This is a genomic window from Snodgrassella sp. B3837 (genome assembly GCF_026535955.1).
Lineage (GTDB): Bacteria > Pseudomonadota > Gammaproteobacteria > Burkholderiales > Neisseriaceae > Snodgrassella > Snodgrassella alvi_E.
Window position 1 is genome coordinate 84,098 of record NZ_JAFNPI010000002.1, and the last position, 25,878, is coordinate 109,975.

Here is a 25,878-nt window from a genome sequence, read left to right on the forward strand (position 1 = left end):
AAAGACTATAAAAATAAATTATATGTCATTGCTTCAGTTAAGATTCATAATTTTGGGGGAAATGATATATGGCACCTGTGTCAATTATCCATCCTTATATTGATTATAAATTATTCGATAATATTCATTCCTAAAAAAGAGAATGGTTATATACATAAAAAAACATGTTGGTTCTTGTTTAGTTCATAAATCAGAAATAGACGGTGTATTTATTTATGAAACAAATATTGTATTAATTAATAAAATTGAAGGAAATAATTTTTAGTGATTTAATTCTATAAATCCATAAAAAAATCAGTTATTTAAATCTGTTTATAAACTGTGTAAATGTAAAGGCCAGCATGTGTATATATTCGGAACTTTACCATTGGAGAAGCAAAAGGCGTCGCTTACACCCTCTTTTCTGATATCATGTACAGCCACACGCTCAAGCTAGCTAGCTTTTATTTTTGTTTTAAGCAATATACGTTGAGTAAACAAATGATGAAAAAAACATTAGCATTATGTGTCGTAGCAGCCTTTTTAGGTGGTTGTTCATCTGTAGATGTACCTTTATCCGCGAAGCAGGCAAATAAAGAAGTCAAACCGGTACAGGTAGTTGACGGCACTGCGGTAAATAATGAGTATCATCTGGCCAGCAGCCACTGGTCTGATGTAGCCAAAATCCGCGATGAGGCTACCCGTTTAAGTTTTCAGGTTTCACAGGGTAGCATAACCAAAGTGCAGGCCGCACAATTGCTGGATCAGTTTCGTTTGGCTCAGGTAGGACATAATATGGTAGACGATGACATGTTTGCCATTTATTTGCGTAGTGCAGTGGAAAGTCAGCAGGGTACAATTGATACTGCACAATCCAAGGCCTATATACAGAATGCTTTGTCTGGCTGGCAGCAGCGTTGGCCGGTAATGCGTTCTAAACCAGCCAATCCGGCTTTTACAAACTTCCTTATGGAAGTAATGAATATGAAACCGCTACAATAAATAGGTAAAAATAAAATACCCTGTCTGTTGAAAGATTGGGTATTTTTGTGCGTTCAAAATTTTAATTCTATAATTTTATACGCATATCTATATTAAAAAAGCAGCCGGTCATGGCTGCTTTTTTGTTGTGCTGATTAAACAATTTCAGCTTTTTCAATTACTACATTTTCTACAGGTACATCCTGATGGCCACCATGATTACCAGTTTTAACACTTTTGATTTTATCAACTACATCCTGTCCTTCAACCACTTTACCGAATACGGCATAACCCCAGCCGTGTAAATCAGGTTTGGTGTGATTCAGGAAGTCATTGTCTTTTACATTGATAAAAAATTGTGCGCTGGCTGAGTGAGGCTGCATGGTGCGTGCCATAGCGATGGTATATTGGTCATTTTTCAGGCCATTATTTGCTTCATTCTCAATTGGTTCATGTGTAGGTTTTTGTTGCATGTCTTTGTCGAAACCGCCACCTTGTATCATGAAACCATCGATTACACGGTGAAAAATGGTGCCATCATAGAAACCTTCACGTACATAGCGTTCGAAGTTGGCTGCGGTTTTCGGTGCTTTGTCATGGTCTAATTCGATGCCGATAACGCCGAAATTGGTAGTTAATTTAATCATGGAAATCTCCAGACGGGAGTGAAACAAAAAGTTGCAGCTTTTAGCTGCAATGGTTAATTTGCTTGATGCATGGCAGTGACGTAATCCACTTCTTCTTTGCTACCAAGTACGACAGCAACTCGCTGGTGTAGTCCATATGGCTGGATATCAAGAATATTTTGTTTGGTATCAGTGGCCGCACCCTGTGCCTGTTCAATTAACAGACTCATGGGATTAGCTTCATACATTAATCTCAGCTTGCCTGGCTTGTCAGGATTACGATTATCCTGCGGGTAAGTAAAGATACCGCCGCGCATTAGAATACGATGCACTTCCGCTACCATGGATGCAACCCAACGCATATTATAGTCTTTACCGCGGTTGCCGGTTTTACCAGCTAGCAGTTCGGCTATGTATTTCTGCATTGCCGGCTGCCAGTGTCGCTGATTGGACATATTGATAGCAAATTCCGCTGTAGTGGCTGGTATTTGCGGATTTTCCTGTGTCAGCTGAAACTGGTTTTGTTCATTCAGGGTAAACATGGCGATGCCATGTTTCAGCGTCAGTACCAGTATGGTCTGTGGACCATACAGAACATAGCCGCTGGCCAGCTGCTGACGGCCGCACTGTAAAAAGCTTTCGGTAGTCAGGGCACCAGAGGGTTTTGCCAGCACCGAAAATATGGTACCGATGGAAATATTGACATCAATATTGGAGCTGCCATCAAGTGGGTCAAAGAGAACCAGAAATTGACCATCGCTATTAGCACTTACAAAGGAATCTTCTTCTTCACTGGCCAGACCGGCGATAGCTGGATTGGAAGACAATGTGTCAATCATTATCCGGTTGGACAGTACATCCAGCTTTTTCTGCTCCTCGCCCTGAATATTGCCAGTATGGGCACTACCCAATATATTATCCAGTGCACCTAAGCGGATTTCGCGGTTGATGAGTAGACACGCATTGCTGATGCTGGTGATAACTTCAGGTAATAATGGTGTGACTGCATAGTTTTGTTGTTGCTGATACAAATAATCAGACAGTAAAACGGACATGCAAATACTCCCTTTTAAAATTCTAGGCCATTATACAGTAGCCTTGTTTGCTTGACTGATAAGCAGATGATTTTCAGGCAATGTGAGACTGTAAAACAAAATGGGCACTGTTATCCTGTGCCAGTAGCTGGGTTAATGCTGGTAAAACTTCTGCTAATTGCTGAGGCAGGGTGTAAGGCGGATTAATAATAAACATTCCACTGCCATGCATACCAAAACCGTCTGGCTGCGGGGATTTAACGTGAAGTTCTGCTTGCACAAAATTATCTGGAACAAGTTTTTGCAGTTTTATAGGCAACTTCTGGCTTTCTGCGCTGCTCAGACAAGGATACCAGACCATATAACAGCCGTTAGAAAATTTTTTTATTGCAGCTTTAAGTGTATCCACAACCTGCTGATAATCATGTTTCACTTCATAGGGTGGATCGATTAATACTACTGCGCGACGGCTTGGTGGCGGCAGCATTGACAATAAACCCTTGAATCCATCATCACAAAAGACCTGAGCTCGGTTGGGCAATTTTATATTGCGCATATTACTTCGTAATAATTCTGCATCTGTTGGATGTAATTCAAACAGTCTCAGACGATCTTGTTCGCGAGCCACTGCCTGAGCAAGCCATGGTGAACCACAATAATAATTTTTTGTATCTGGTAGGCTGGCTATAACTACTTCACGGAAAGTTTGCAGACTGGCATCCAGATTTTCTTCATCTAAAATTCTTTTAATTCCCTCACGGTATTCGCCTACTTTTTGAGCCTCTTTGCTGTTCAGGCTGTATAGACCTGCTCCAGCATGGGTGTCTATATAGCAATATGCTTTGTCTTTAAGCTTAAAATATTCTAGAACTGATATCAGACAATAATGTTTTAGAATGTCGGCATGATTACCGGCGTGAAATGCATGACGATAGCTGAGCATGTATGTGTGACTGTTGTAAAGACTAATAAATTTGAGTTCTTATTGTACCGAATTTATGCATTAGGGTGAAAGATTCGGCTTTCATTGTTTATGGTATAAATGTTCTAATATAGTAGAAAAAATAGGTAAATAAATTAATTATTTTGACAAAAATTTTTCTATAAGGAAAACATAAGCGATGAGCTATTCTCTTTATATCGGTAATAAAAATTATTCAACTTGGTCTATGCGACCTTGGCTAGTGATGAAACATTTTCAGATAGATTTTACAGAAATAATGGTGCGTTTTGACAACTTCGATGCCGATTCAAAGTTCAAACAAACCATTTTGCCATTGAATCCTTATGGTACGGTACCGATTTTATCAGATAATGAACTGGTGATAAGCGATTCTCTTGCTATCTGCGAATATCTGGCCGAACGGCATCCTCAACTTCCTTTATGGCCTCAAAATTATAAAATTCGCGCAAAAGCAAGAAGCGTAACGGCCAAAATGCACAGTGGTTATAGTCATATACGCCAGCATTTAGCTATGAATATTGAGGCAGTCTTACCTGAAATCGGACAGATAAAACTTCGTGATTTTCCAACACTCAGAGATGAAATCAATTTTTTAGATAATCATTTATCATCTTTGCTTGCAAAATCTGATAGCCCGTATCTGTTTGGTGATTTTAGCATTGCAGATGCATTTTATGCTCCGATATGCTTGAGATTAAAAGGATATCAGATACCTGTTTCAAACGTTCTGAACCATTACATTGAAACTATATGTACTACCGAAGCGGTGGCTGAGTGGATTGCTGAAGCTCTTGAAGAAAAAGATTTTGTCATCATGGATGAACCTTATCGTATCTGTCGCTGAAATAAGGATCGATATAAAAATGCCGGTAAGCTTAATCAAGTTACCGGCAATTATTTATTTATTCAGACTGTTTTTTATCTGCAAAGCCAGTTGAGGGTTCCACATCGCACCGGTTGCACTCATCACTGCATCAGCTCCGGCTGCTCGATAAGCCAGATAATGCTCTGCATTGCTGACACCACCTACGCCGATTATGGCAAAGTGATTATTTAGTCGGGTTCTTAATCTGTGCAAACGTTCTACCATTTCTAAGCCCGCCCAGCGAATAGCATCACCACAAACCCCGCCTGTAGGCCGGTTTTGTCCCAACGCTGGTTCTCCATCTGCATTTACCGGCCTGGCTGACAATGTGTTGATGGTACTGTAGCCATCTACCACACCGTCCAATACGTGCAGCAGCGGGTAAATAGCTTCATCATTAGCAAAATAAGCAAGTTTAAGAAATAGGGGTTTATCAGGTACGGCGTTTTTGATTTCCTTGGCTATGCGTTCGACCTTAGGAAAATCAAAGCACAATAATTGGTTTACCCCTTCATTGGGGCAGCTTAAATTGGCCTCCAATATGGGGGCTTTTGTTTCTGCTACGAGAAGGGCAGTTTTGGCATAATCTTTTTCGATACTGGCTTCATTACCTGCGGTGCCTTGAAAACTGCCAATCACAAATTGCCCTTTATGTGCCGCATTTACAGCTGCAGCCATATCAGGCTGCCAGATATCAGGATTAAAGGAAGGCACGCCAAAAGAATTAGTAATTGATAACGGCGTGGTGTAATTGGTATCAGCCAAAACTGTATCTACGCCGGCAGACAATTGGTTCTCAGGGTGCACCGATAATACATTAGGTAAGGGATGGCTGGCATGTGCACGGCTACGTACGGTTTTGTACACGCATAAATCAAAACCATAGTTAAATGCTGCTTTGATAAAGCTGGCATTCAGTAATGGACCTGCAGGAATACCGAAAGGCAAATTCACTTCCAGATTTAGAAAAGTTTCTGGCTGCTTTTTCTCTGGTAGAGATGGTGGTGTCTGACTGAATGCACCAAAAGGACCTTGCTGATAGTTTTCTTCATAGCTTAGAAGAGGGTTATAAAATGGAGTGGGCTGATTCTGCATTGTTGTTCCTGTTGGTCTGATTGATTTATTCTGGCAAAACAATTTACATGAGCATTTAAATGTGATGACAACTATTGAGGCAAATCTGGTGTCATTGTGGCGTGCAATATGCTCATTTGGTTTCGGCGCAAAAAAAGCTACAGGGTTTATGTAGCTTTTGCATATCGGGTATGAATCAATTAATTAATTGTGTGCAGTGTACACTAGGTTTGGATACTGATTAATCTTTTAAATTAATTTAACTCAGAAGTGCAATTCGGACAACGTTTTGCTTCAAGCGGAATTTCGGTACAGCATTCAGGACATTGCTTGGTATGGCTTTGCTGTGGTGGGCTTTTATGCAGACGATTGATCCCTTTTACCACCATAAAAATAGCAAAGCCAACGATAATCAGGCTAATAACTGTATTAATAAATAAACCGATATTAATGGTCACGGCTCCGGCTGCCTGAGCGGCACCCAGTGTCTCGTAAGGGCCGGGGGCTTTGGAACCATCACGCAAGGTAAAGAACAAATTGGAAAAATCTACTCCGCCAATTAGTAAGCCAATAGGGGGCATGATTACATCGTCAACCAATGATTTAACCATATTGGTAAATGCAGTACCGACTACCATACCAACAGCGAGATCAATGACATTACCTCGCATTAAAAAAGCTTTGAACTGTTCTAAAAATTTCATATTTGCCTCCATGGTTGGCTTATAAATGAAATACTTGCGTATTTATATTAGCGCGATTAAACCAGCCGGCATGCAGGGAAAGCGTTATGCAGTGTAAAAATAATAAAAGCTGCCTGATTCTGAATTCAGGCAGCTTGAAACAAGCTTTTGTTAATTAAGCGTTATTGTGGGTACTGACTAGATCTTCCGGTACACCCAATGCATTGATGCTGTAGCCACCGTCAACATAGGTGATTTCTCCAGTGATGCCAGTAGCTAAATCGGATAACAGAAAAGCTGCCGTATTGCCCACTTCTTCAATGGTAATATTCCGGCGAATTGGGTTTTGTGCTGAAACGTGGGACAGCAGGCGGCTGAAATTGGCAATACCAGAGGCAGCCAGGGTTTTAATCGGGCCGGCAGAAATGCCATTGCAGCGGATACCCTCCTGTCCCAGACAAGCGGCAGTAAAGCGGATACCAGCTTCCAGCGAAGCTTTAGCCATACCCATTACGTTATAATTAGGAATGGCACGAACTGCACCAAGATAGGTCAACGCCAGAATGGCACTGTTATGACCAGTCATTAACGGGCGTGCCGCTTTGGCCAGTGCAGGCAGACTATAGGCAGATACTTCATGGGCTGTCATAAAGGCTTCACGGGTAATGCTATCGAGAAAATCACCGTTTAAAGCCTCTTTGGGTGCAAAAGCAATGGCATGTACCAGTCCGTCTAGTTGCGACCAGCTCTGACCGAGGTCAGAAAATAACTGATTGATTTCATCATCACTCTGCACATCGCAGCGGTATACCAGTTCTGAGCCAAGGCCGGCTGCCATTTTACGTACCCGTTCTTCGAGTTTGTCTACGACATAGGTGAAGGCCAGTTCCGCACCCTGTTCGTGACAGGCTTTGGCAATACCATAGGCAATAGAGCGTTCCGATATCATACCTGTGATGAGGATTTTTTTGCCTTGCAAAAAGCCCATATTTATTATCCTTGAACGTGATTTGTGTTAGCTTAAAGCCCGCATTATAACTAATATTTACTTTTAGGCGAAATGCTAGTATAGAGTAGAAACTTTAAAACCGGCCGCAGGCTACTACGCCGATAGGCCGGTAATATCTGAAAAAATTATTAGCTGCTTAAGCCGGAAAGATAATGGTCTGCATCCAGAGCTGCCTGACAGCCGGAAGCGGCGCTGGTAATGGCCTGACGGTATATGTGATCTTTTACGTCGCCAGCAGCAAATACACCTGGAATATTGGTAGCACCCACATTACCTTCATTGCCTCCTTTGGTAATGAGATATCCGGTGGCATCCATATCCAGCTGGCCTTTAAAAATCTGGGTATTGGGTTGGTGACCGATGGCAATGAAAATGCCGTTTACGGCCAGAAGCTCACTTTCATTGTTTGTATAGTTGATTCTTACTGCGTTGACGCCAGAATCGTCACCCAGAATTTCGTCTACATTGGCATTGAGTTTCAGAATAATTTTGCCTTCTTTTTCCCGTTCCAGTAGCTTATCAATCATGATTTTTTCGGCACGGAAACTTTCTCGCCTGTGAATGACGGTTACAGTACGGGCGATATTGGCTAAATAGAGTGCTTCTTCAATGGCTGTATTACCACCACCTACCACTGCTACATCCTGATCTTTATAGAAAAATCCGTCACAGGTGGCGCAGGCGGAAACGCCACGGCCGGCAAATGCTTCTTCACTAGGTAAGCCGAGATATTTGGCCGATGCACCGGTAGCAATAATTAATGCGTCACAGCTATATGTACCCATATCACCGGTGAGAGTAAATGGACGCTGCTGCAACTGTACCTGATTAATGTGATCGAAAACTATCTTGGTACCGAAACGTTCAGCGTGAGCCAGAAAGCGTTCCATCAGTTCTGGACCCTGTACGCCATTCACATCTGCCGGCCAGTTATCAACTTCTGTAGTTGTCATCAGCTGACCACCCTGTGCCATACCGGTAATCAGAGTAGGATTCAATCCAGCACGGGCAGCGTATACGGCTGCGGTATAGCCGGCAGGTCCGGAACCGAGAATGATCAGACGGCTGTGTGTGGTTTCTGTCATGACAAATCCTTCTTATGCTTGCATTGCTTGAGTGAAAAATTAGTAATTACTGTACCACAATACCCGCGGTTGATTAATATTGACACTACTATGCAGAATAATTATTTATCAATGGTGCTGTTCAGCAATCCCATTCAGATGATAATGCTGGCCGCAATATGGGCATTCTATGCTGCTGTTTGACTGAATAGGTAAGAATACGCGTGGATGACCGTTCCAAGTTTCGTTTTCTGGTCCGGTGCATATCAGCGGTAAATCATGCGGAGTGATGGTGATCATAGATGGAGCTGAATGACTCATTATATTTTCCTTACATCGGCAATAAGACAAAAAAATCCAGCAGGCTTGATAGGCGGAAATACCTTTATTCAGGCCTGCTGGCTGAGTTTTAGTCAATATAGGTTAACCATGATTCATATTTAGCATTTTTGCCGTGAACGATGTCGAAGTATCGCTGCTGGATTTCAGTAGTCAGGGGGCCACGTGCGCCGCAGCCGATTGTGCGTCCATCAACTTCACGGATAGGGGTAACTTCAGCTGCGGTACCAGTAAAGAATACTTCATCGGCACAATAAACTTCATCACGGGTAATGCGTTTTTCAGATACCGTTAACTGCATATCTGCAGCAATGGCCATTACAGTACGACGTGTAATGCCATCGAGTGCGGCATCCAGTGCTGGCGTGTAAAGTTTACCATCATTGATAATAAAGACATTCTCACCTGAACCTTCTGCTACAAATCCGTTAGCATCTAACATAATGGCTTCATCGTAGCCATTACGGGTGGCTTCGGTATTGGCCATAATAGAATTCATGTAGTTGCCATTTGCCTTGGCTTTAATCATGGTGATATTAGGGTGATGTCTGGTAAATGAACTGATTTGCACGCGGATACCACGCTGCATGCCTTCTTCACCAAGATAAGCACCCCATGGCCAAGCTGCTACTATGACTTGTACATCATTCTGATCCGGAGCTACCCCCAGTTTGTTAGAACCATAAAAAGCCATAGGGCGGAAATAGCAGGAGGACAGTTTGTTGGCCTTTACTACCTCAATGTGAGCCTGATTAATCTGTTCTTGTGTATAGGGCAGGTGCATGCCGGTAATTTTAGCCGAATTAAACAGGCGTTTAGTGTGATCCTGCAATCTGAATATAGCGGCACCTTTTGAGGTTTCGTAGGCACGGACACCCTCGAATACGCCCATGCCATAATGTAATGTGTGTGTTAAAACGTGTGTTTGGGCATTTCGCCAGTCGACAAGATTACCGTTAAACCAGATAAAACCGTCGCGATCGGCCATAGACATAGTAAAACTTCTCCAAAATAAGACATTAAGCTGCGTGGCCGAAACTCAGCTCTGCATGGGATAGGGCAAAACTGGGTCTAAGACTTGGGCAGTGCAAGAATCAATGTAACAACAGCCTAAGGTCTTAGCTTTAGCCAGTGGTTGCTGTTACTTTATGTAAACATAAATATTATACACTGCCTGTTTTGCTTGCCAATGCTGAAAACATGGGCTGCTTTTGCTAAAAAGCCGTGAAATCGTTTAAACTGTGTTGTTTCTCGGCTAAACAGGCTGTTATCTGGCATATGATTGTTTTTTCTGAAAACAGTACATTACGGGGTAGACAGGTATGAAGATTATTTACACATTAATAAAGATAGTGGTGCTACTGGCTTTGCTGTTACTGGCTGTAAGTAACACACAACTGATTACATTTAATTATCTGCCTGGGCAGATGCTGAATTTACCGCTGATTGTACTGTTGCTGATATTTTTTATTATTGGTGCGGTTTTTGGGGTGTTTGCTATGTTTGGTCGTCTGTTAAGACTGCGCAGTAAGGTTAATCAATTGCAGGTTAAAATTGATAAGCAAACAAAAGCTGCCAGTCAGTCAGTCCATACTGAAACTATTGCCACTAATGCTGGTGTGAACGGCCAAAATCATTCTGAAGAGCAGAAGGTAAATAATCAGCATGGATAGCAATGATTTTTGGATGTGGCTGGCGCCGGTTTTTCTATTACCGGTATTTTTTGCCATGGGTTGGTTTGCGGCACGTGTTGATATGCGTGCTGTGCTGAAACAAGCAAAAGCTATTCCAGAAGGATTTTACAAAAGTTTGGATGCGCTGGCGGAACACAAAAGTGCGGTTGCGGTACGTGAGCTTGCTGAAGTAGTGGATCAGCAGAATGATGCCAGACAGAGTACATATGAACTGCATCTGACACTAGGTAAGCTGTATCGCCAGCGTGGAGAAAACGATAAAGCCATTGCTCTGCATCAAAGCTTGCTTGAATTACCAGAAACCATCGCAGAACGACGAGATACTGTTGCTTTTGAGCTCGGACAAGACTATCAGGCGGCCGGACTAGTAGATCGTGCAGAACAAATATTGGTTGGTTTGCTTGATGGCAGTAAGGCTCGGCAGGCACGACAAATTCTACTGAATATCTATCAGCAGGATCGCGACTGGGAAAAAGCAATTAAACTTGCTGAAGAGTTAAGCACTGGTGATCAGACATATCAGTTTGAAATTGCCCAGTTTTATTGTGAGCTGGCTCAGCTGGCTTTATACCATTCGGAATACAATAAAGCGCGCGAATATATTTTTCAGGCTTTGGCGGTAAACCGTAAATGCTGCCGTGCGAATATGATTTTGGGTGATGTAGAGCTGAAACAACATAATTATCAGGCCGCGATAGATGCTTATAGTGCAATAGAAAAGCAAAATTATGAGTATCTGAGTCAGGTAGGTGAGCGGCTGTATGATGCTTATGATGGTTTACATAAAGCTGCCGACGGTATTGAAGTTTTGATTGGATTTGCCCAGACCTTTCCTCAGTTGGATTTATCCGGTGTGATTTATGAAAAGTCAGTACCTATATATGGTGAAGACAAAGCTACGGAGATTGTGATTGATTTGGTACGGCGCAAACCTACACTCACGGGAACTTATCGTTTGCTCGGGGTTTTGCAGAATAGTATAAACCCGAAATGGAAGGCGGAAGTGGATATGATGCGTTCGGTAGTGGGAATGCAGATGCAAAAATCTGTGATGTATCGTTGCCGACACTGCCATTTCAAATCACAAGTGTTTTTCTGGCATTGCCCAGCCTGCAATAAATGGGAAACGTTTACGCCAAACCGCATTGATATATAGTTTGCAAGCTGAAACGGATTGGTCTAAGCAGACTTAGCGTTTAGTTATCTTTTTTATAAGCAGAACCATTCAGATTGATAAGCCTCTTCTGACAAGCTAACTGGTCCTTATTATTTTGTAATTTTTTTCTATATAAAGTATGAATCCATTAATGCTAGATACCACGTTGATTAATCAACCAGCTAAGCCAGTTATTGTGGCGCTGGATTTTGCCAGTGCGGAAAAAACGCTTGATTTTGTGCAGCAGCTGGAACCAGATTTATGTCAACTCAAAATCGGCAAAGAGTTGTTTACCGCTACCGGACGGTATCTGGTGGAACAATTGGTGTTGCAAGGCTATCGAATATTTCTGGATTTGAAATATCACGACATTCCCAATACTGTTGCTTCTGCCTGTAAGGTGGCCGCTGATATGGGTGTATGGATGGTAGACATGCATGCTTCGGGAGGCCGCAGAATGATGGAAGCTGCAGCCGAAGCCGTCAGCAATTATAGTCAGCCTCCATTATTGATTGCAGTAACAGTTTTAACCAGTATAACCCAGTCAGAGCTGGCTGAAACCGGCATAAACCTGCCGATTGATGAAGCGGTTGTTCGTTTGGCTGAATTGAGCCGTCAAGCGGGTATGGATGGTGTAGTTTGCTCTGCACAGGAAGCCACTTTACTGCGTCAGCAGCTGGGACAAGAGTTTTTATTGGTTACACCCGGTATTCGTCTCAGTACTGACATCAAAGACGATCAGCGTCGAATCATGACGCCTAAAGCTGCTTTGGCTGCAGGCAGCAGCTATTTGGTTATGGGGCGTCCAATTACTCAAAGTGAGCATTCTTCGGCATTGTTACAGCAAATCAATCAGGGTCTAATTTAGCTTAGAAATTTTTATGTAATTATGCCTGCTATAAATTAATTACAGCAGGCATTTTTTCAAAATATTATTTGTATATCAGCCGGTGAGCTGTTTGCTGATAAGTTTTTTCACTGGTGGTAGATTATTGCTGATGCGTAATACCAGAGATCGCATCAGCCGAGCAGGATGGCTGTCATTGGTGAACAACGACACCATGGCATTGGTGCCATGATAAAGCATCCGTGTATGCGGCATATGCTGACGCTGGTATTGTGCCAATAGGGTTTGGCCGCCAATGTCTTTACCTTTCTGTACCGCTTCAATGATTAGTTTGGATAGGATACCAACTCCACTCAGCCCTAGATTGAAACCATGGGCGGTAACCGGATGCATACCCACTGCGACATCACCAATCAGGGCACTACGGTGGGCATAGAATGCATTGGCGTGAACGCCAACAAGCGGGTAATGATGCACAGTGCTGACCAGATGCATGTCACCCAATTTGCCTTTGAGCTGCTTGGTAATATCTGCCGCCAGTTGTGCAGGAGACATATTTAGAATTTCACCAGCGCGTTCATTATTAATGGTGACCACGCAGTTGGTCATATTTTCTTCTAAGGGCAGCAAAGCCAATGTACGGCCATAATGGAAACATTCCAGAGCAGTATGCTGATTGCTCAGGGTATGACGCATGCGGAATACAATCACCGTACGTCCGAAATCATGAATCTGAGCGGATATACCTAATTGACGGCGAGTGTTTGAAAAGCGGCTATCAGCAGCAATGAGCAATCTGGCGCTTATGGTTTGCCCGTTATCCAGAGTGGCTTCGATGTGGTTGCTATCTTCATTTCTGACATCAATAATGCTATGTCCACCAATCAAGTTGATGTTTTTATAAGGGGTGACAGCTTCATAGGCCGCACGGCGGATATGATGATTACTGATTAGGAAACCTAAAGTATTCGCTGGTTTACCGCGTGCCATAGTTGGTTGTTCGAAATGTAGTTGATAATTCGAATAACCATTGATTACTTTGGCATCACGCAAAGGATAAATTTCATTTGCCGGTACTTTGTCCCACATATCCAGCTGTTGCATGAGTTCCTTTGAGTAATGGGTCAGGGCAATTTCCCTGCCATCAAACGGTGGTTCTGCCAGCGTAGCCGAATCTTGCTTTTCTACTACGGTAATTGATAGTCCTGATGGTGCCAGTGCACGTGCCAGACTCAATCCTGCCGGACCGGCACCGACAATAATGACATCAGTTTCTTTACCTGAGCTTGGAGAGACATTAGTTGCCGTCATAAAATCTGTTCCTGAATGAATATATTTTATACAGCACTAGGATAACTGAAAATCAGCACGAATCCTATCTAAAACGCTTACAAAGTTAATAAAGGTCAAGCTTAACTTGGAGTTTGCGCCTCTGCTAAAATCATGGAAATGGTATTTAGATATGAATGGTTACAGATATGGCTGAAAATTCATTTCAAGAAAAGTTGCAACAACTGAGTAAACAGGCCAGAGCTCAGCGTCAGGCTGAAGAGCAGCAACGGGCACAGCAAGCAGCAAAGCGTCAAACAGATATCACTTTCAGTGAAGCGATGGGTAAGGATATTGTGCCGCTAAAAGCCAGAAATCAGTTTCTGCATCCACGTGACACTAGTCCGATTAAACCTCGTCAGCATCAGGAAGAGCTGCTGGATACGGAAAGCTATTTTTATATTGGTGAAAATCAGGAAGATAGTGCACCTGTGGTGTTTAGTAAAAATGGCCGTGGTATGGCTGATATTAAACGTTTGCAAGCCAGACATTGGCCGATAGTGGCTTATGTGGATTTACATGGTTACAGACAAGAAGAAGCACAGGAAGTGCTTAACGAATTTATCGCATATATACAGCAATACGGTGTCGTGGGCGAAATTGTTCATGGCAGTGGTCTGGGTTCCAAAGACTATCAGCCGATATTAAAAACGCTGGTACGGCGCTGGTTGATGGCCCATCCCGAAGTTCTTGCCTATGCTCAGCCTAATGAGCGCAATGATGGTGCTGTGTATGTTTTGGTTAAAAAGAAACATCGTATGCTGGAGAAAAATTAATTTTTGCAGATGAACAAAAAAGGGTTCCGACTTCATCAATTCAGTTAGATCTGTATAGGAATATTTAACAATGCAGCTTTCTTGTCCCGAGAGATGTAATGCGTAATAAAAAGGCTAAATGGATACGGCAGATTAAATACAAAATGCCGACACAAGCTTCATTATTTGCCTCGCCTTGGTTTAAGCCATTCGCACGCTGGTTTGACCGACCCTATTTTTGGCAGCTTAATCGTGAACGGGCTGCTTCGGCAGTGGCTGTTGGAATGTTTTGTGGTCTGATGCCAGGTCCAACACAATTTTTTACCGCACTTATTGTGGCTTACCTTGTTCGTACACATTTACCACTGGCATTGTTAACTACACTCTATACTAATCCGTTAACTTATGTACCTCTTTATTACTGTGCTTATGAAATAGGTGCCGGTCTGATGTATGGGCAATGGGGTGTAGAAATGCCTGCCTTGCCGGCTTTAACCATTGGTCATCTGGGTTCGGAGTTGTGGCAATGGGTGATACAATTTGGCAAACCTTTGCTTGCTGGCGTACCTATACTAGGGATGATTCTGGCTACTCTTGGCTATTTTTTGGTCTGGAATGGTTGGAATTGGGTAGCGTACAGAAAAACACACCGTAATATCCGGAATTAATATGATAGAGCGTTCGTTAACAGATAATGAATTGCGTCTGGTTACAAATTTACTTGGTCATGCAGCTAATTGGTCAGAAGTAAAGATTGTTTTCGGAGCTTGGTGGCAGTTTCATCAGCATGCAGCCATTACCTGCGGCAATCGTATTTATTTTCCAGCTGCTTATTTCACAGATGATTTTGTAGCCACCTCTTTCAGCCGGCAAGCATGGCTAATTCATGAATTAATACATGTATGGCAGAGCCAGCATGGTTTTCCAGTTTTATTGGCCGGTGTCTACCTAGCAATGAAAGCAGGTTATCATCACCGCCGTGCCTACCGTTATCCGCCTTTGAATGAAATTAAATACTTCGGCCAGCTAAATATGGAGCAGCAGGCACAACTGGTACAAGATTATTTTCTGGCACTGGCCGGTGATAGTAGACAGCATTCGCATCTACTCCATTTCCGTCGTTTGCTGAAGCCGTTTGTCAATCATCCGCATAATCAGCGCTTACTCCCTCATTACTGAACGTACAGCAAGCCAGAATAGCCTCCGAAAGATTCCCGCACAAGCTGATATAATCTGCATTTGATTTTATTGCCGGAGTGATTCATGTCTGTATTTGATGCAGCTGCACAGCAATTGCATAGTGTACGAGATTTTTTACGTTTTACTGTCAGTCAGTTTGAAGAAGCCAAACTGTTTTTCGGCCATGGAAATAATAGTGCCTATGATGAGGCTGCCTATTTGATTTTGCATACCTTACATTTGCCGCTGGATACTCTCGAGCCTTTTTTAGATGCGCGGTTACTGGATACAGAAAAAGGCACCTTGCTACATCTGGTACAGCGCCGTATCAGTGAGCGTATACCTGTAGCTTATCTAACCAATCAGGCTTGGCAGGGCGAATATGAATTCTATGTGGATGAACGTGTGATTGTGCCACGTTCATTTATTTACGAACTATTAGGCGAACCTCTGCGGTTATGGATAGAATATGACGAGCTGGTACACAGTGCACTGGATTTGTGTACTGGTAGTGGGGCGCTGGCAATCCAGATGGCGCATTGCTATCCAGATGCGGTAATTGATGCTGTTGATATCAGTCTAGATGCGCTTGAAGTAGCCGCAATCAATGTAGAAAACTATGGATTGCAGGAACGAATTAATTTAATTCATACAGATTTATTTACTGGTATAGACAATACGTATGATTTGATAGTTTCTAATCCGCCATATGTGGATGCAGAGTCTGTTGAGCAGCTGCCGGAAGAATATTTACATGAACCTGAGCTGGCACTTGGCAGTGGTGAGGATGGGCTGGATGTAACCAGACAAATCATTCAGCAGGCTGCTCGTTATCTGAATCCTCATGGCGTATTAGTGGTAGAAATTGGTCACAATCGAGAAATACTTGAGCAGGCATTTCCAGAGTTGCCATTTACATGGCTATCCACTAGCGGGGGCGATGGTTTTGTATTCTTGCTAAGTCGTGAACAACTGTTGGGTGAAGAATAAACTACACATCTATGGTCAGTTAAGCCAGTTTGGCTTCAATAAAAGTTTACTCTACCATTGGCTAAATGGCTTGCTGACCAGATTACTGTTGTAATAGCGTGGATCATCTGATACCTCCTCGCCAATCCACTCTGGCAAAATAATTTCGTCCTGTGCATGGTTTAGTTCCACTTCAGCCACAATCAGTCCTTGATTAGCGCCCAGAAATTCATCAATCTCCCACACAAGACCATTCAATGGTATGCAATAACGATATTTTTCAATAATAGGTTGTTCGGCCAGATGCTGAATCATATATCGTGCTTCATCCGGCGGTATAGGATATTCAAATTCTGTACGCGTAATGCCTTGAGTTGTACTTTTAATGGTTAGCCATGCTTCATTACCACAGCAACGCACACGCACTGTGCGCTCCTTGATGGTGGAAAGGTAGCCCTGACAATAATGTTTTGCAGGTACCATGCCCCGCCAGCCATTGCCTCTTACCAGAAATTTACGTTCAATCTCTTTTGCCACAATCAATTTCTTTCATCTAATATATACAAGAAAAAACACCAGCAACCGTGTTTTAGCTTGCTGGTGCAGGGGTCTTAAGCTTAATAATAGCAGTTAAGAAGCCAGTTTGTTGGCAATGGCATTAAACATCAGTGAAGCTTCCAATGGCTGCTCCAGCATAGAAGGCTCAGCTTTCGGCCATGTAGACCACTGTACAATAACCAGTTTTTGCGCCTGATTAACCATTATAATCTGACCGTAAATACCCAGAGCCCACATGGTATCTTTACTGTTTAGCCCAGTTTTGGGTGCTACATCAGCAGCATTAGCCGGTACACTATTATTCCACCATTCATAACCATAAGTACCCTCTGGATGTAGCTTGCTTACTGAATTTTTGGCCTGATTCCAGCTACGCGCATCTTTTACCCAGTTTGCCGGCAGAATTTGCTGACCATTCGGTAATTTGCCGTTATTCATCACAAACAGGCCAAATTTACCCCAATCCTCAAGTGTGGCATTAAAACCATGAGCACCAACATCATGTTTGCCTACTGCATAACTATGCCATACACCATCACGACTCATGCCAAAAGGCTGCCAGATTTTATCCTGAAGATATTTGGCAATATTTTCACCAGTGGCTTTTTCAAGAGTATCACCTAGCAACCATGCGCCACCTGAAGAATAAGACCAAGCTGTACCTGGTTTGGCGTAGGCTTTACGTTGTGGGTTTTTAACTAAATTGTTGACACAGGTATAAGTGTTGGGATGTGCTTCGCATTGGGTTAGCTGCGCAAAATCAGATTGAGGATTGGTGTAGTCTTCGTTCCAGTTGACGCCTGAAGTATGTTGCAACAATTGACGAATTGTAACGTTTTCCCATGCAGTACCACGTACATCAGGATTATATTTGACCACCTTATCATCTAGAGATTTGATTTTACCTTCTTTAAGAGCCACACCCACTAGAGTGGATACAATCGATTTACCTACAGACCGGGACGTCCATAAAGTCGTTGGGTTATTACCGTTGGCATAATAATCCCAAACCACTTTACCATCTTTTATAACCATCATACCGGTTACATTGTTGCGTTTTAAATAGTCTTTCAACAGATAAGACTGGCCATGAAGTTGATAACTTACCTGATTAAGATTTTGTGTTGCACGTGGTAAAGGTTTACCGCCTGCTGCATGAAACACATCACCAGCATACGAGCGGTAATCATTACGAAAACCAATTGCACGCTGCTGCTGATTCCATGTCAGCATGTTTTTAACATTTGGCAGTTTTTTGTCAACAGGTGTAGGGCAGTTATTCAGATGTAGCGTTTTGCAATTATTCTGAATTGTGTTTGCCTGAGTGTTAAACGCAGCTGAAAGACATAACGTTAATAGCGCTATTTTTATTGTTTTTAAAGAAGAGTGCATATAAATCTCCCAAAAAATATCACAACTATAAAAAGTAATGCATCGCTAATATATTTAAAAGCGATAATAACATTATCTTACTTTTAAAATAGAGTTGTAAATATGTTAATAAATTATATTTTAATGGATGTAGTCTTATTAGAGATTAAAATCAAAGTTTTTGAATGATATTAATAAATACAATTTTGAAAATTAATAATTTTAATTATTTAAACGAATAAAGTTTAAATATTGGAATACATTAATGAGAATTTATTTTTAAGATTGATGAGAAATCAGTCAATAAAAAAGATGTAGTTAGAAACTGACAATTTCATGAACCATCAATCGAATTCTGATCATACAAAAATTATGCTTATACAATTGTTATGCATTATTAAAAAGAAACCTGCTTTTGAGCAGGTTTCTTTTACAACAATCAGGCGAATGTCAGAACACCATCCTGAGCAGTTAACATAATCGTACTGTCAGGCGCGTAATCACCAGCTAATAATTCCTTAGCCAGCGGATTTTCAATTTCCGTCTGGATAGCGCGTTTCAAAGGACGGGCTCCGTATACAGGGTCGAAGCCCACTTTAGCCAGTACATCCAGAGCAGCATCGTCAACTTGCAAGTGCAAATCCATTTTTTCCAAGCGGTTGCGCAGCCCTGCGAGCTGAATATTCGCAATTGCACGGATATTAGACTGATTCAAACTATGAAAAACCACCACTTCATCAATACGGTTTATTAGCTCAGGCCGGAAGTATTGTTTCACTTCTTCCATTACGACTGCTTTAATGGCTTCGTAATCATCACTCACCATCTTCTGGATTTCCTGACTACCAATATTAGATGTCATCACAATTACCGTGTTTTTGAAATCGACAGTACGTCCCTGTCCGTCTGTCAAACGCCCATCATCCAGTACCTGTAACAAAATGTTAAAAACATCTGGATGGGCTTTTTCTACTTCATCCAGTAACACAACACTATAAGGATTACGTCGTACCTGCTCGGTCAGGAAGCCGCCTTCTTCATAACCAACATAGCCGGGAGGCGCACCAATTAGGCGTGCTACAGAGTGTTTCTCCATGTATTCCGACATGTCTACACGAATAAGATGAGTTTCACTGTCAAACAGGAAGCTAGCCAGTGTTTTGCATAGCTCTGTTTTACCTACACCGGTAGGTCCAAGGAATAAAAAGCTGCCGTAAGGTTTATTAGGATCAGCCAGACCAGAACGTGAGCGGCGAATTGCATCAGCTACAGCTCTAACAGCTTCATCCTGACCTACCACACGTTCATGCAATACTTCTTCGATTTTCAGTAGTTTTTCACGTTCACCAGCCATCATTTTCGATACAGGGATACCTGTCATACGCGATACAATTTCTGCGATTTCTTCCGAGCCAACTTTAGTGCGTAACAGTTTGTTTGGCTGTGTATCATGCTGACCGCTGTCTGCTGCCTGTAACTGAGCTTCAAGTCGTGGCAATTCCTCATATTGCAGCTTGGCCACGTCCTCCCATTTGCCCTCACGTTTTAGTGCATCCATACGAACTTTAAGATGATCAATCTGTTCTTTAATGGTTACACTGCCTTGGGCTTTAGCACGCTCGGCTTTCCAAATTTCATCCAGATTGGCAAATTCACGCTTAACGTTATCCAATTCTTCATCCAATAAAGCCAGACGTTTTTTACTGGCTTCGTCATCTTCCTTCACCAAAGATGCGCGCTCAATTTCTAGCTGAATTTCTCGCCGTTTCAGCTTATCCATGCTTTCCGGCATAGACTGGCTTTCCACCTTAATCAGTGAAGCAGCTTCATCAATTAGGTCAATTGCCTTATCGGGTAGAAAGCGGTCAGTAATATAGCGGTTAGACAATTCTGCTGCGGCCACAATAGCCGGATCGGTAATTTCCACACCATGATAAATTTCATACCGTTCCTGCAAGCCACGCAAAATTGCAATAGTATCTTCAACCGTAGGCTCTTTCACCAGCACCTTCTGAAAACGCCGTTCCAAGGCTGGATCTTTTTCAATGTACTGGCGGTATTCATCCAAAGTAGTTGCACCAATACAATGCAATTCTCCACGCGCCAACGCTGGCTTGAGCATATTACCTGCATCCATGGCTCCATCAGCCTTACCAGCACCAACCAGAGTATGAATTTCATCTATAAAAATAATCGTATTGCCTTCATCTTTAGCCAAATCGTTCAATACAGCTTTAAGCCGTTCTTCAAATTCTCCTCGAAATTTAGCACCGGCAATCAAACTCGCCAAATCCAGCATCAGCAGCCGTTTATTGCGTAGAGAGTCTGGTACTTCATTATTGACTATCCGCTGAGCCAAGCCCTCAACGATAGCAGTTTTACCCACACCCGGTTCACCAATCAGTACCGGATTATTTTTGGTACGCCGTTCCAGCACCAAAATAGTGCGCCGGATTTCATCGTCTCGTCCGATTACAGGATCCAGTTTGCCGGCACGGGCTTTTTCCGTTAAATCAGTTGTATATTTTTTCAGTGCTTCACGTTGGTCTTCTGCATTAGGATTATCCACACTCGCTCCCCCACGTACGGCATCAATAGCCATATTCAATTTATCTTCAGTAGCGCCTGCTTGTTTCAAAATACGGCCACATTGCCCATTTTCCTGTACCGCAGCTAGCAGAAATAATTCACTGGCGATATACGCATCATTGCGCTTGGTAGCTGCCTTATCCATCAAGTTCAAAATGTGCTGTAACTCGGTACTCGGCAGAATTTCTCCGCCCTGACCAGATACCTTAGGTAAACCATTAATAGTGGTTTCAACTTGCTGTTTCACTTGTGCCAGATTGGCCCCAGCCTGTGTCAATATTGCAGCGCTGCCACTATCCACATCATCAAGCAAGGCTTTCAATACAAAAACAGCCTCAAGATATCCGGCATCCTGACCCAAAGCAATGCTCTGAGCATCCTGCAATGCCTGCTGAAACTTTGCTGTAAGCTTATCGAATCGCATCAGATTTCCTTTATTAAAATTTTAATTAATAGATATATTGGTATTAGAAAATTAATGTCAAGACCTAAAATGGCTGAAATAGAATCTAATTTATAACTTACTGATTTATAAATTTAATAAATAGAAATGTTATTAACAGCCTAGATTGGCCATTTCCTCAAACCTAAACAGCATTGAATTATCTCTATGTTTCATTGATCGATTGTTTTCATATCATAATGGTATGAAACAATTGATTTTATAAACATCATCTCCCCGATTTCAGAACCAAAACTGTATCCAAATTCAAAGCATAATCAGACATGCCTCTTTCTTTAATAACGCGCAAAATTTAAAAAATAAGCAAAGTTTGTGCTACATCATAAAAATATAAAAATTGATATAAATCATATTGTAAAGAATATTTATATGCTAAATCTATTTTATGCTGTTAGGGCAGATGCCTGACTAGAATTTCACAAAATTTGTGAGTATATCTGTGGATAACTTAAAAAAAACAAGATGAATCAATCCAATTTTAAGGTGCTTAAAATTTAAGCAGAAAAACCATTCAATATACAAACTATTCAGCAACAACAAATCAATTTCTTATTTTGAAACATAAATATCAATAGATACATCCAATTAATTCAATGCCACTATAGATTTGACTTGTAGCTTCAATACAACTTGAGCATAAATTTGTCATATACTCATTTTTCCAACGCTTAAAAGATTAAATGGTGTAAAATTAATTATTATTATGAATATCAAAATAAGACAGCCATGAGAACCGAAGAATTTAATAAGTGCCGTGAATTTCTTGAAGGGCAAATCATGCGCACTCCTGAAAATAAAGAATTAATTGCCACATATCAAAAGCTGCTGGAGCTGAAGAGCATATACGATACTGAAATTCACATTTCCATGCTTGATAAGAAAGCACGCAAAATGGAGTTTCAGCAGCAAGTTCAGTCAGGCAGTGTTACCGTTGCAGAAACTCATGAAGACGGAATGGACATTAAAGATGATTCTCAAAATTATAACCAGCTGCAACATAACCAAACTAATTTAATGGCTAATCAGAAAAACTGGTACAACTATCAACGGATACAGCATCATCACTTTGGCAACAACTAAAAAGCATTACACGAACCTACATCATCCAGCCATAGATATTAATCATAGAGTATTGGCCATCAATGGAAGTTTTTTCTTAATTAAAGAAAAAACTTCCATTTTATATTTACTGTAATACTCAAAATAACAATGCAAGCCAAAATATAAAAAATACAACGATTTATACACAATTAGAAAGCTAGTTAATATAAACTTTTTAATATTATGTGTGGCTACCAAACGGCATTGAGAAGAATTGATAACTTCAAAGGATCCGAAAATAAAAATTCAAAACGAGCCTGAACATAAATACTCAATAAAAATTTTTGAAAATTTACAACATATTAAAATAATTCGCGAATTATATTTGCCACCTATACAAAACATGTTAATAATAACTTACTGATTAATATAAAATTTAAAATAGGAGGCTGAAAAATGGATTTACGGCTCGAAAATAGTGCGGGGACAAATGCATATTCTGCTCAATGTATTAACAAAAAATTGGTTCATAAACGTGCCATCAGTGAAGTGTTTATCACTTCGATAAAAACTACCGAACAAGATCAGTTTCTAGTCACAGCACAGCTTCCGCGTACGCATATGTATTTCAATGATAATCTTACGGGATATTATGATGCAATATTGCTACAGGAAATATTTCGGCAGGCAGCCATTAGCATCACACATGAATTCTATCAGATACCATTTTCCAATATTTTCATCATTGATAACACACAATTACAAATTAAAAATCATCAATTGTTAAAAATGATTAACTATCCAGCTGATGTGTTTATAGACATCAAAATACTGACATTTAAAACCAAACGCGATACTTTAACCGGTCTAACATTAAGTGAACAACTTTATATCAACAATTTACCGTGTGCTCATTCACAGACCACCATGCACTGGCTAAACCAAGCACTATGGACCAAATTAAGAAAAAAAACAGCCATTCAATCCGTTTCGCTTGGCAACGATTATTATTCTGAAAATTACTTTCCTCTTCCAGCATTTATGGTTGGTAAAAACCTGAGTAAAAATGTCGTAGCAACCAACCTGATTGAAAATCACGCAACTATTCAAACAACTTTAGGTTTCGATCCCGGCTATTCGGCACTTTGTGACCATGAAGTAGACCATATTTCAGGCATGGTCTTAGTAGAGCTATGCAAACAAACAGCTCTTATTGCTATCAGAAAATGTTTTCAACTACCGGCAAATCTGCTTGAGTTAATCTCTTGCAGCCTGGATTTCAACGCCTTCTGTGAATTAGGGTCAGATGTAGATTGCGTGATAGATAAAGCAAAAATGGTACTGGATACCTCACAAGAAAATCAGACCATTACGTTTCCTATTGTGATAAAACAGAATGACAAAACAATGGCGAGTGTAGACGTCACCTTTAAAATTTTATCCAATTAAAGTAGAGTCATTATCATGAATAAGCCTATATTCTGGTTTGATTTCGGGGGTGTACTTACCCCACCAATTAAAGCAATTATTTATCAATACCAGCAAAAAACCCAATTACCAGCAAATATCATGTTGCAAGCCGTAAAAGACACTGCTGCTGAATTTGGCTATACAGGCCTCGAGCCTCTAGAAATTGGTTTAATCAGTGAGCAAGAGTGGGGCAGACGGGTAAAAAACAGATTGACCCAGCTCCAACCAAATATTGACACTTCAAAAGCCGATCTGGAACATTTCGGGCGTCAATGGTTTGAAAATATTCAACCAAATACACCTATGATAGATAAAGTTCGGCAACTAAAGAAAGCCGGATTCACCATAGGTTTATTAACCAATAATGTCAGAGAATGGGAAGCTTACTGGCGGCCTATGATAAACCTTGATGACGTGCTGGATATAATAGTGGATTCTTGTAAGGTTGGCTGCCGAAAACCAGACCAGACCATCTTTCAAATAGCTGAGCAACAAGCCAACACAACTGCGCAACACTGTATCCTAATTGATGACACAGAAGAAAATTGTATAGCCGCTCAAAAAAGAGGATGGCAAACTATTCATTTTATTGATAATGACCAAGTATTAAAGGAAATCAGCTATTTAACTGCAAACAAAAGTTTAGAATAAAAATCTCTTTTCCTCCTATTAACCTTAATATCTACGTTTAGACACATGTAATTCAATACGGTGAATTGTCACTCAATATTTTTGCAAGATTATTTATATAACTTCTTAAAAAGCTGATTTTAATTGGATGAGAAGAAAGATGTACGAAAGTCTTGCCAAGTCTGAATACGCAGGCTGTAAGTATGTCTCTTACACGTATTGCTTATTTCTCCCCCTCATTCATAAAATCAACTCCATCCAAATGCCATATTTGAAATTTTTCAGATTCCGAAATTTCAGTAACCTTCACGATGCGATTTTTCAAAGTTACTACATCTTGAGTAGAATCAGGTTATTTACCTCTATTTAATCAATTAATCTCATTATCTTTTATGGCACATGCCTCATATTTTAGATAGGCAATTAAGAGATAATGCTAATATTGTTGCTAAAAATTAACAGTTCACTGATGCTAGAGTGTTTATCTGAAAATAATATTAAATAAAATTTTAATAAAAATATTTATTATATATATCATTATATTATGATAATATTTATTTAATTTGTTATTATCATATATGCATATTAGTAGTAATTAAATAGACTTAATTCCAATGTGCTTAATAAAAATTAATATTCAAAAGTAAACATGAAGATTATAATTTTTATAAATTTTCTGAAACAATTGTCTTCCTATTACTAATATTTTTATAGATTTGTACTTTATTGTAGTTGCAATAAACAGAAATCAAACCTCAAGTAATCTTTTTCACAAATTATGTAGAAATAAAACAGTATTCGGAATCTTTAAACTAATTGTTTCATTTTTAGCATAGGGGGCAGCATTCTACATCGCAATATTTTTTATAAACCAGCCAGATTAAATGAATAAAAATCACCATAAAATTATATTCACTACTCATTACTATCCACTCAAAGCCGAAAATACCAGCCTCATTATTAATTAAAGGCAATATTGCCTATCTTGAGAGCTACATGGATCACAGGCAGTCATAATTTACTTTCATATTTAAAGAGCAAAATGTATCTACAAAAAATCGTATTGCTTATCAATTTCTTGGCTAGTGGTCTTATAAGTGTTTACGCCTCGCCGGTATCAGAAGTAGTTTCCCAGCTAGACCGTCAGCAGCAACAGCAAATCATTCGCGAACAGCAGCGTCAGCAGCAGTTTCAACAGCAAATGCAGCC

The 25,878-nt window shown here is 40.8% G+C and carries 25 protein-coding genes; 12 read left to right on the plus strand and 13 right to left on the minus strand.

Annotation, left to right across the window (positions count from 1 at the left end; translation table 11 throughout):
• Positions 1-483: 483 nt before the first annotated feature.
• On the plus strand, positions 484-981 hold the full coding sequence (locus J3U67_RS00805; protein ID WP_267403380.1) for a prokaryotic membrane lipolipid attachment site family protein: 498 nt from the start codon (positions 484-486) through the stop codon (positions 979-981).
• A 134-nt stretch (positions 982-1,115) separates the two neighbouring features.
• Here J3U67_RS00805 and J3U67_RS00810 read toward each other — a convergent pair whose 3' ends face one another.
• The 3 genes from J3U67_RS00810 to J3U67_RS00820 all read right to left on the minus strand — a co-directional run bounded on the left by J3U67_RS00810 (position 1,116) and on the right by J3U67_RS00820 (position 3,563).
• Complete coding sequence (locus J3U67_RS00810) at positions 1,116-1,607, minus strand: peptidylprolyl isomerase (protein WP_267389994.1); 492 nt, start codon at positions 1,605-1,607, stop codon at positions 1,116-1,118.
• Between the two features lie 53 nt (positions 1,608-1,660).
• Positions 1,661-2,641 carry a class 1 fructose-bisphosphatase gene (locus tag J3U67_RS00815; protein ID WP_267403342.1) on the minus strand — a complete coding sequence of 327 codons (981 nt, stop codon included), beginning with the start codon at positions 2,639-2,641 and terminating at the stop codon, positions 1,661-1,663.
• A 73-nt stretch (positions 2,642-2,714) separates the two neighbouring features.
• The gene (locus J3U67_RS00820) at positions 2,715-3,563 is read right to left on the minus strand and encodes a 23S rRNA (adenine(2030)-N(6))-methyltransferase RlmJ (protein WP_267403344.1); all 849 of its coding nucleotides are present in this window, start codon (positions 3,561-3,563) and stop codon (positions 2,715-2,717) included.
• Positions 3,564-3,741: 178 nt separating this feature from the next.
• Here J3U67_RS00820 and J3U67_RS00825 point away from each other — a divergent pair, with 178 nt between their 5' ends.
• The gene (locus J3U67_RS00825) at positions 3,742-4,428 is read left to right on the plus strand and encodes a glutathione S-transferase family protein (RefSeq protein WP_267403346.1); all 687 of its coding nucleotides are present in this window, start codon (positions 3,742-3,744) and stop codon (positions 4,426-4,428) included.
• A 54-nt stretch (positions 4,429-4,482) separates the two neighbouring features.
• On the opposite strand, the gene J3U67_RS00830 is transcribed toward J3U67_RS00825, so the two are convergent.
• From J3U67_RS00830 to J3U67_RS00855, 6 genes are all read right to left on the minus strand, one after another.
• Entirely contained in the window at positions 4,483-5,544 is a 1,062-nt protein-coding gene (locus tag J3U67_RS00830) for a hypothetical protein (RefSeq protein ID WP_267403348.1), read from the minus strand.
• 233 nt (positions 5,545-5,777) lie between these two features.
• Positions 5,778-6,227, minus strand: a complete 450-nt coding sequence (gene mscL / locus J3U67_RS00835; RefSeq protein ID WP_267403350.1) for a large conductance mechanosensitive channel protein MscL — start codon at positions 6,225-6,227, stop codon at positions 5,778-5,780.
• A gap of 154 nt (positions 6,228-6,381) precedes the next feature.
• Positions 6,382-7,194 carry an enoyl-ACP reductase FabI gene (gene fabI / locus J3U67_RS00840; protein ID WP_100141497.1) on the minus strand — a complete coding sequence of 271 codons (813 nt, stop codon included), beginning with the start codon at positions 7,192-7,194 and terminating at the stop codon, positions 6,382-6,384.
• A gap of 149 nt (positions 7,195-7,343) precedes the next feature.
• Positions 7,344-8,300 carry a thioredoxin-disulfide reductase gene (gene trxB / locus J3U67_RS00845; protein WP_100141496.1) on the minus strand — a complete coding sequence of 319 codons (957 nt, stop codon included), beginning with the start codon at positions 8,298-8,300 and terminating at the stop codon, positions 7,344-7,346.
• Positions 8,301-8,408: 108 nt separating this feature from the next.
• Positions 8,409-8,600 (minus strand): zinc-finger domain-containing protein, encoded by a 192-nt coding sequence (locus J3U67_RS00850; RefSeq protein WP_100141495.1) that lies wholly within the window; start codon positions 8,598-8,600, stop codon positions 8,409-8,411.
• Positions 8,601-8,688: 88 nt separating this feature from the next.
• Positions 8,689-9,612 carry a branched-chain amino acid transaminase gene (locus J3U67_RS00855; RefSeq protein WP_267403355.1) on the minus strand — a complete coding sequence of 308 codons (924 nt, stop codon included), beginning with the start codon at positions 9,610-9,612 and terminating at the stop codon, positions 8,689-8,691.
• Positions 9,613-9,940: 328 nt separating this feature from the next.
• Between J3U67_RS00855 and J3U67_RS00860 the strand changes: the two genes are divergently transcribed.
• From J3U67_RS00860 to pyrF, 3 genes are all read left to right on the plus strand, one after another.
• Entirely contained in the window at positions 9,941-10,291 is a 351-nt protein-coding gene (locus tag J3U67_RS00860) for a lipopolysaccharide assembly protein LapA domain-containing protein (protein WP_100141493.1), read from the plus strand.
• Positions 10,284-11,468: a lipopolysaccharide assembly protein LapB gene (gene lapB, locus J3U67_RS00865; protein WP_100152083.1), complete on the plus strand. Its 1,185-nt coding sequence runs from the start codon at positions 10,284-10,286 to the stop codon at positions 11,466-11,468. Before J3U67_RS00860 ends, lapB begins: the two co-directional genes overlap by 8 nt.
• A 139-nt stretch (positions 11,469-11,607) precedes the next feature.
• On the plus strand, positions 11,608-12,336 hold the full coding sequence (pyrF, locus tag J3U67_RS00870) for an orotidine-5'-phosphate decarboxylase (protein WP_267389999.1): 729 nt from the start codon (positions 11,608-11,610) through the stop codon (positions 12,334-12,336).
• Between the two features lie 75 nt (positions 12,337-12,411).
• Here pyrF and ubiM read toward each other — a convergent pair whose 3' ends face one another.
• The gene (gene ubiM / locus J3U67_RS00875; protein WP_100156427.1) at positions 12,412-13,626 is read right to left on the minus strand and encodes a 5-demethoxyubiquinol-8 5-hydroxylase UbiM; all 1,215 of its coding nucleotides are present in this window, start codon (positions 13,624-13,626) and stop codon (positions 12,412-12,414) included.
• Between the two features lie 167 nt (positions 13,627-13,793).
• Between ubiM and J3U67_RS00880 the strand changes: the two genes are divergently transcribed.
• From J3U67_RS00880 to prmB, 4 genes are all read left to right on the plus strand, one after another.
• Positions 13,794-14,420, plus strand: coding sequence for a Smr/MutS family protein (locus J3U67_RS00880; RefSeq protein ID WP_267390000.1), 627 nt, complete (start codon positions 13,794-13,796; stop codon positions 14,418-14,420).
• Positions 14,421-14,518: 98 nt separating this feature from the next.
• A complete protein-coding gene (locus J3U67_RS00885; protein WP_267403364.1) occupies positions 14,519-15,067 on the plus strand; it encodes a DUF2062 domain-containing protein in 549 nt (182 codons plus the stop codon).
• 1 nt (position 15,068) lies between these two features.
• Complete coding sequence (locus J3U67_RS00890; RefSeq protein ID WP_267390002.1) at positions 15,069-15,578, plus strand: type IV secretion protein Rhs; 510 nt, start codon at positions 15,069-15,071, stop codon at positions 15,576-15,578.
• Between the two features lie 84 nt (positions 15,579-15,662).
• On the plus strand, positions 15,663-16,568 hold the full coding sequence (gene prmB, locus J3U67_RS00895) for a 50S ribosomal protein L3 N(5)-glutamine methyltransferase (RefSeq protein ID WP_100156429.1): 906 nt from the start codon (positions 15,663-15,665) through the stop codon (positions 16,566-16,568).
• Between the two features lie 51 nt (positions 16,569-16,619).
• On the opposite strand, the gene J3U67_RS00900 is transcribed toward prmB, so the two are convergent.
• From J3U67_RS00900 to clpB, 3 genes are all read right to left on the minus strand, one after another.
• The gene (locus tag J3U67_RS00900; protein WP_100152077.1) at positions 16,620-17,084 is read right to left on the minus strand and encodes a CYTH domain-containing protein; all 465 of its coding nucleotides are present in this window, start codon (positions 17,082-17,084) and stop codon (positions 16,620-16,622) included.
• A 93-nt stretch (positions 17,085-17,177) separates the two neighbouring features.
• On the minus strand, positions 17,178-18,497 hold the full coding sequence (locus tag J3U67_RS00905) for a serine hydrolase domain-containing protein (RefSeq protein WP_267390005.1): 1,320 nt from the start codon (positions 18,495-18,497) through the stop codon (positions 17,178-17,180).
• Between the two features lie 418 nt (positions 18,498-18,915).
• Entirely contained in the window at positions 18,916-21,489 is a 2,574-nt protein-coding gene (gene clpB / locus J3U67_RS00910) for an ATP-dependent chaperone ClpB (protein WP_267403366.1), read from the minus strand.
• Between the two features lie 765 nt (positions 21,490-22,254).
• Between clpB and J3U67_RS00915 the strand changes: the two genes are divergently transcribed.
• The 3 genes from J3U67_RS00915 (at position 22,255) to J3U67_RS00925 (ending at position 24,690) form a co-directional block, all read left to right on the plus strand.
• Positions 22,255-22,608: a hypothetical protein gene (locus J3U67_RS00915; protein WP_100141483.1), complete on the plus strand. Its 354-nt coding sequence runs from the start codon at positions 22,255-22,257 to the stop codon at positions 22,606-22,608.
• Positions 22,609-23,025: 417 nt separating this feature from the next.
• Positions 23,026-24,018 (plus strand): AfsA-related hotdog domain-containing protein, encoded by a 993-nt coding sequence (locus J3U67_RS00920; protein WP_267390007.1) that lies wholly within the window; start codon positions 23,026-23,028, stop codon positions 24,016-24,018.
• Positions 24,019-24,033: 15 nt separating this feature from the next.
• Complete coding sequence (locus tag J3U67_RS00925; RefSeq protein WP_267403369.1) at positions 24,034-24,690, plus strand: HAD family hydrolase; 657 nt, start codon at positions 24,034-24,036, stop codon at positions 24,688-24,690.
• Positions 24,691-25,878: the final 1,188 nt, after the last annotated feature.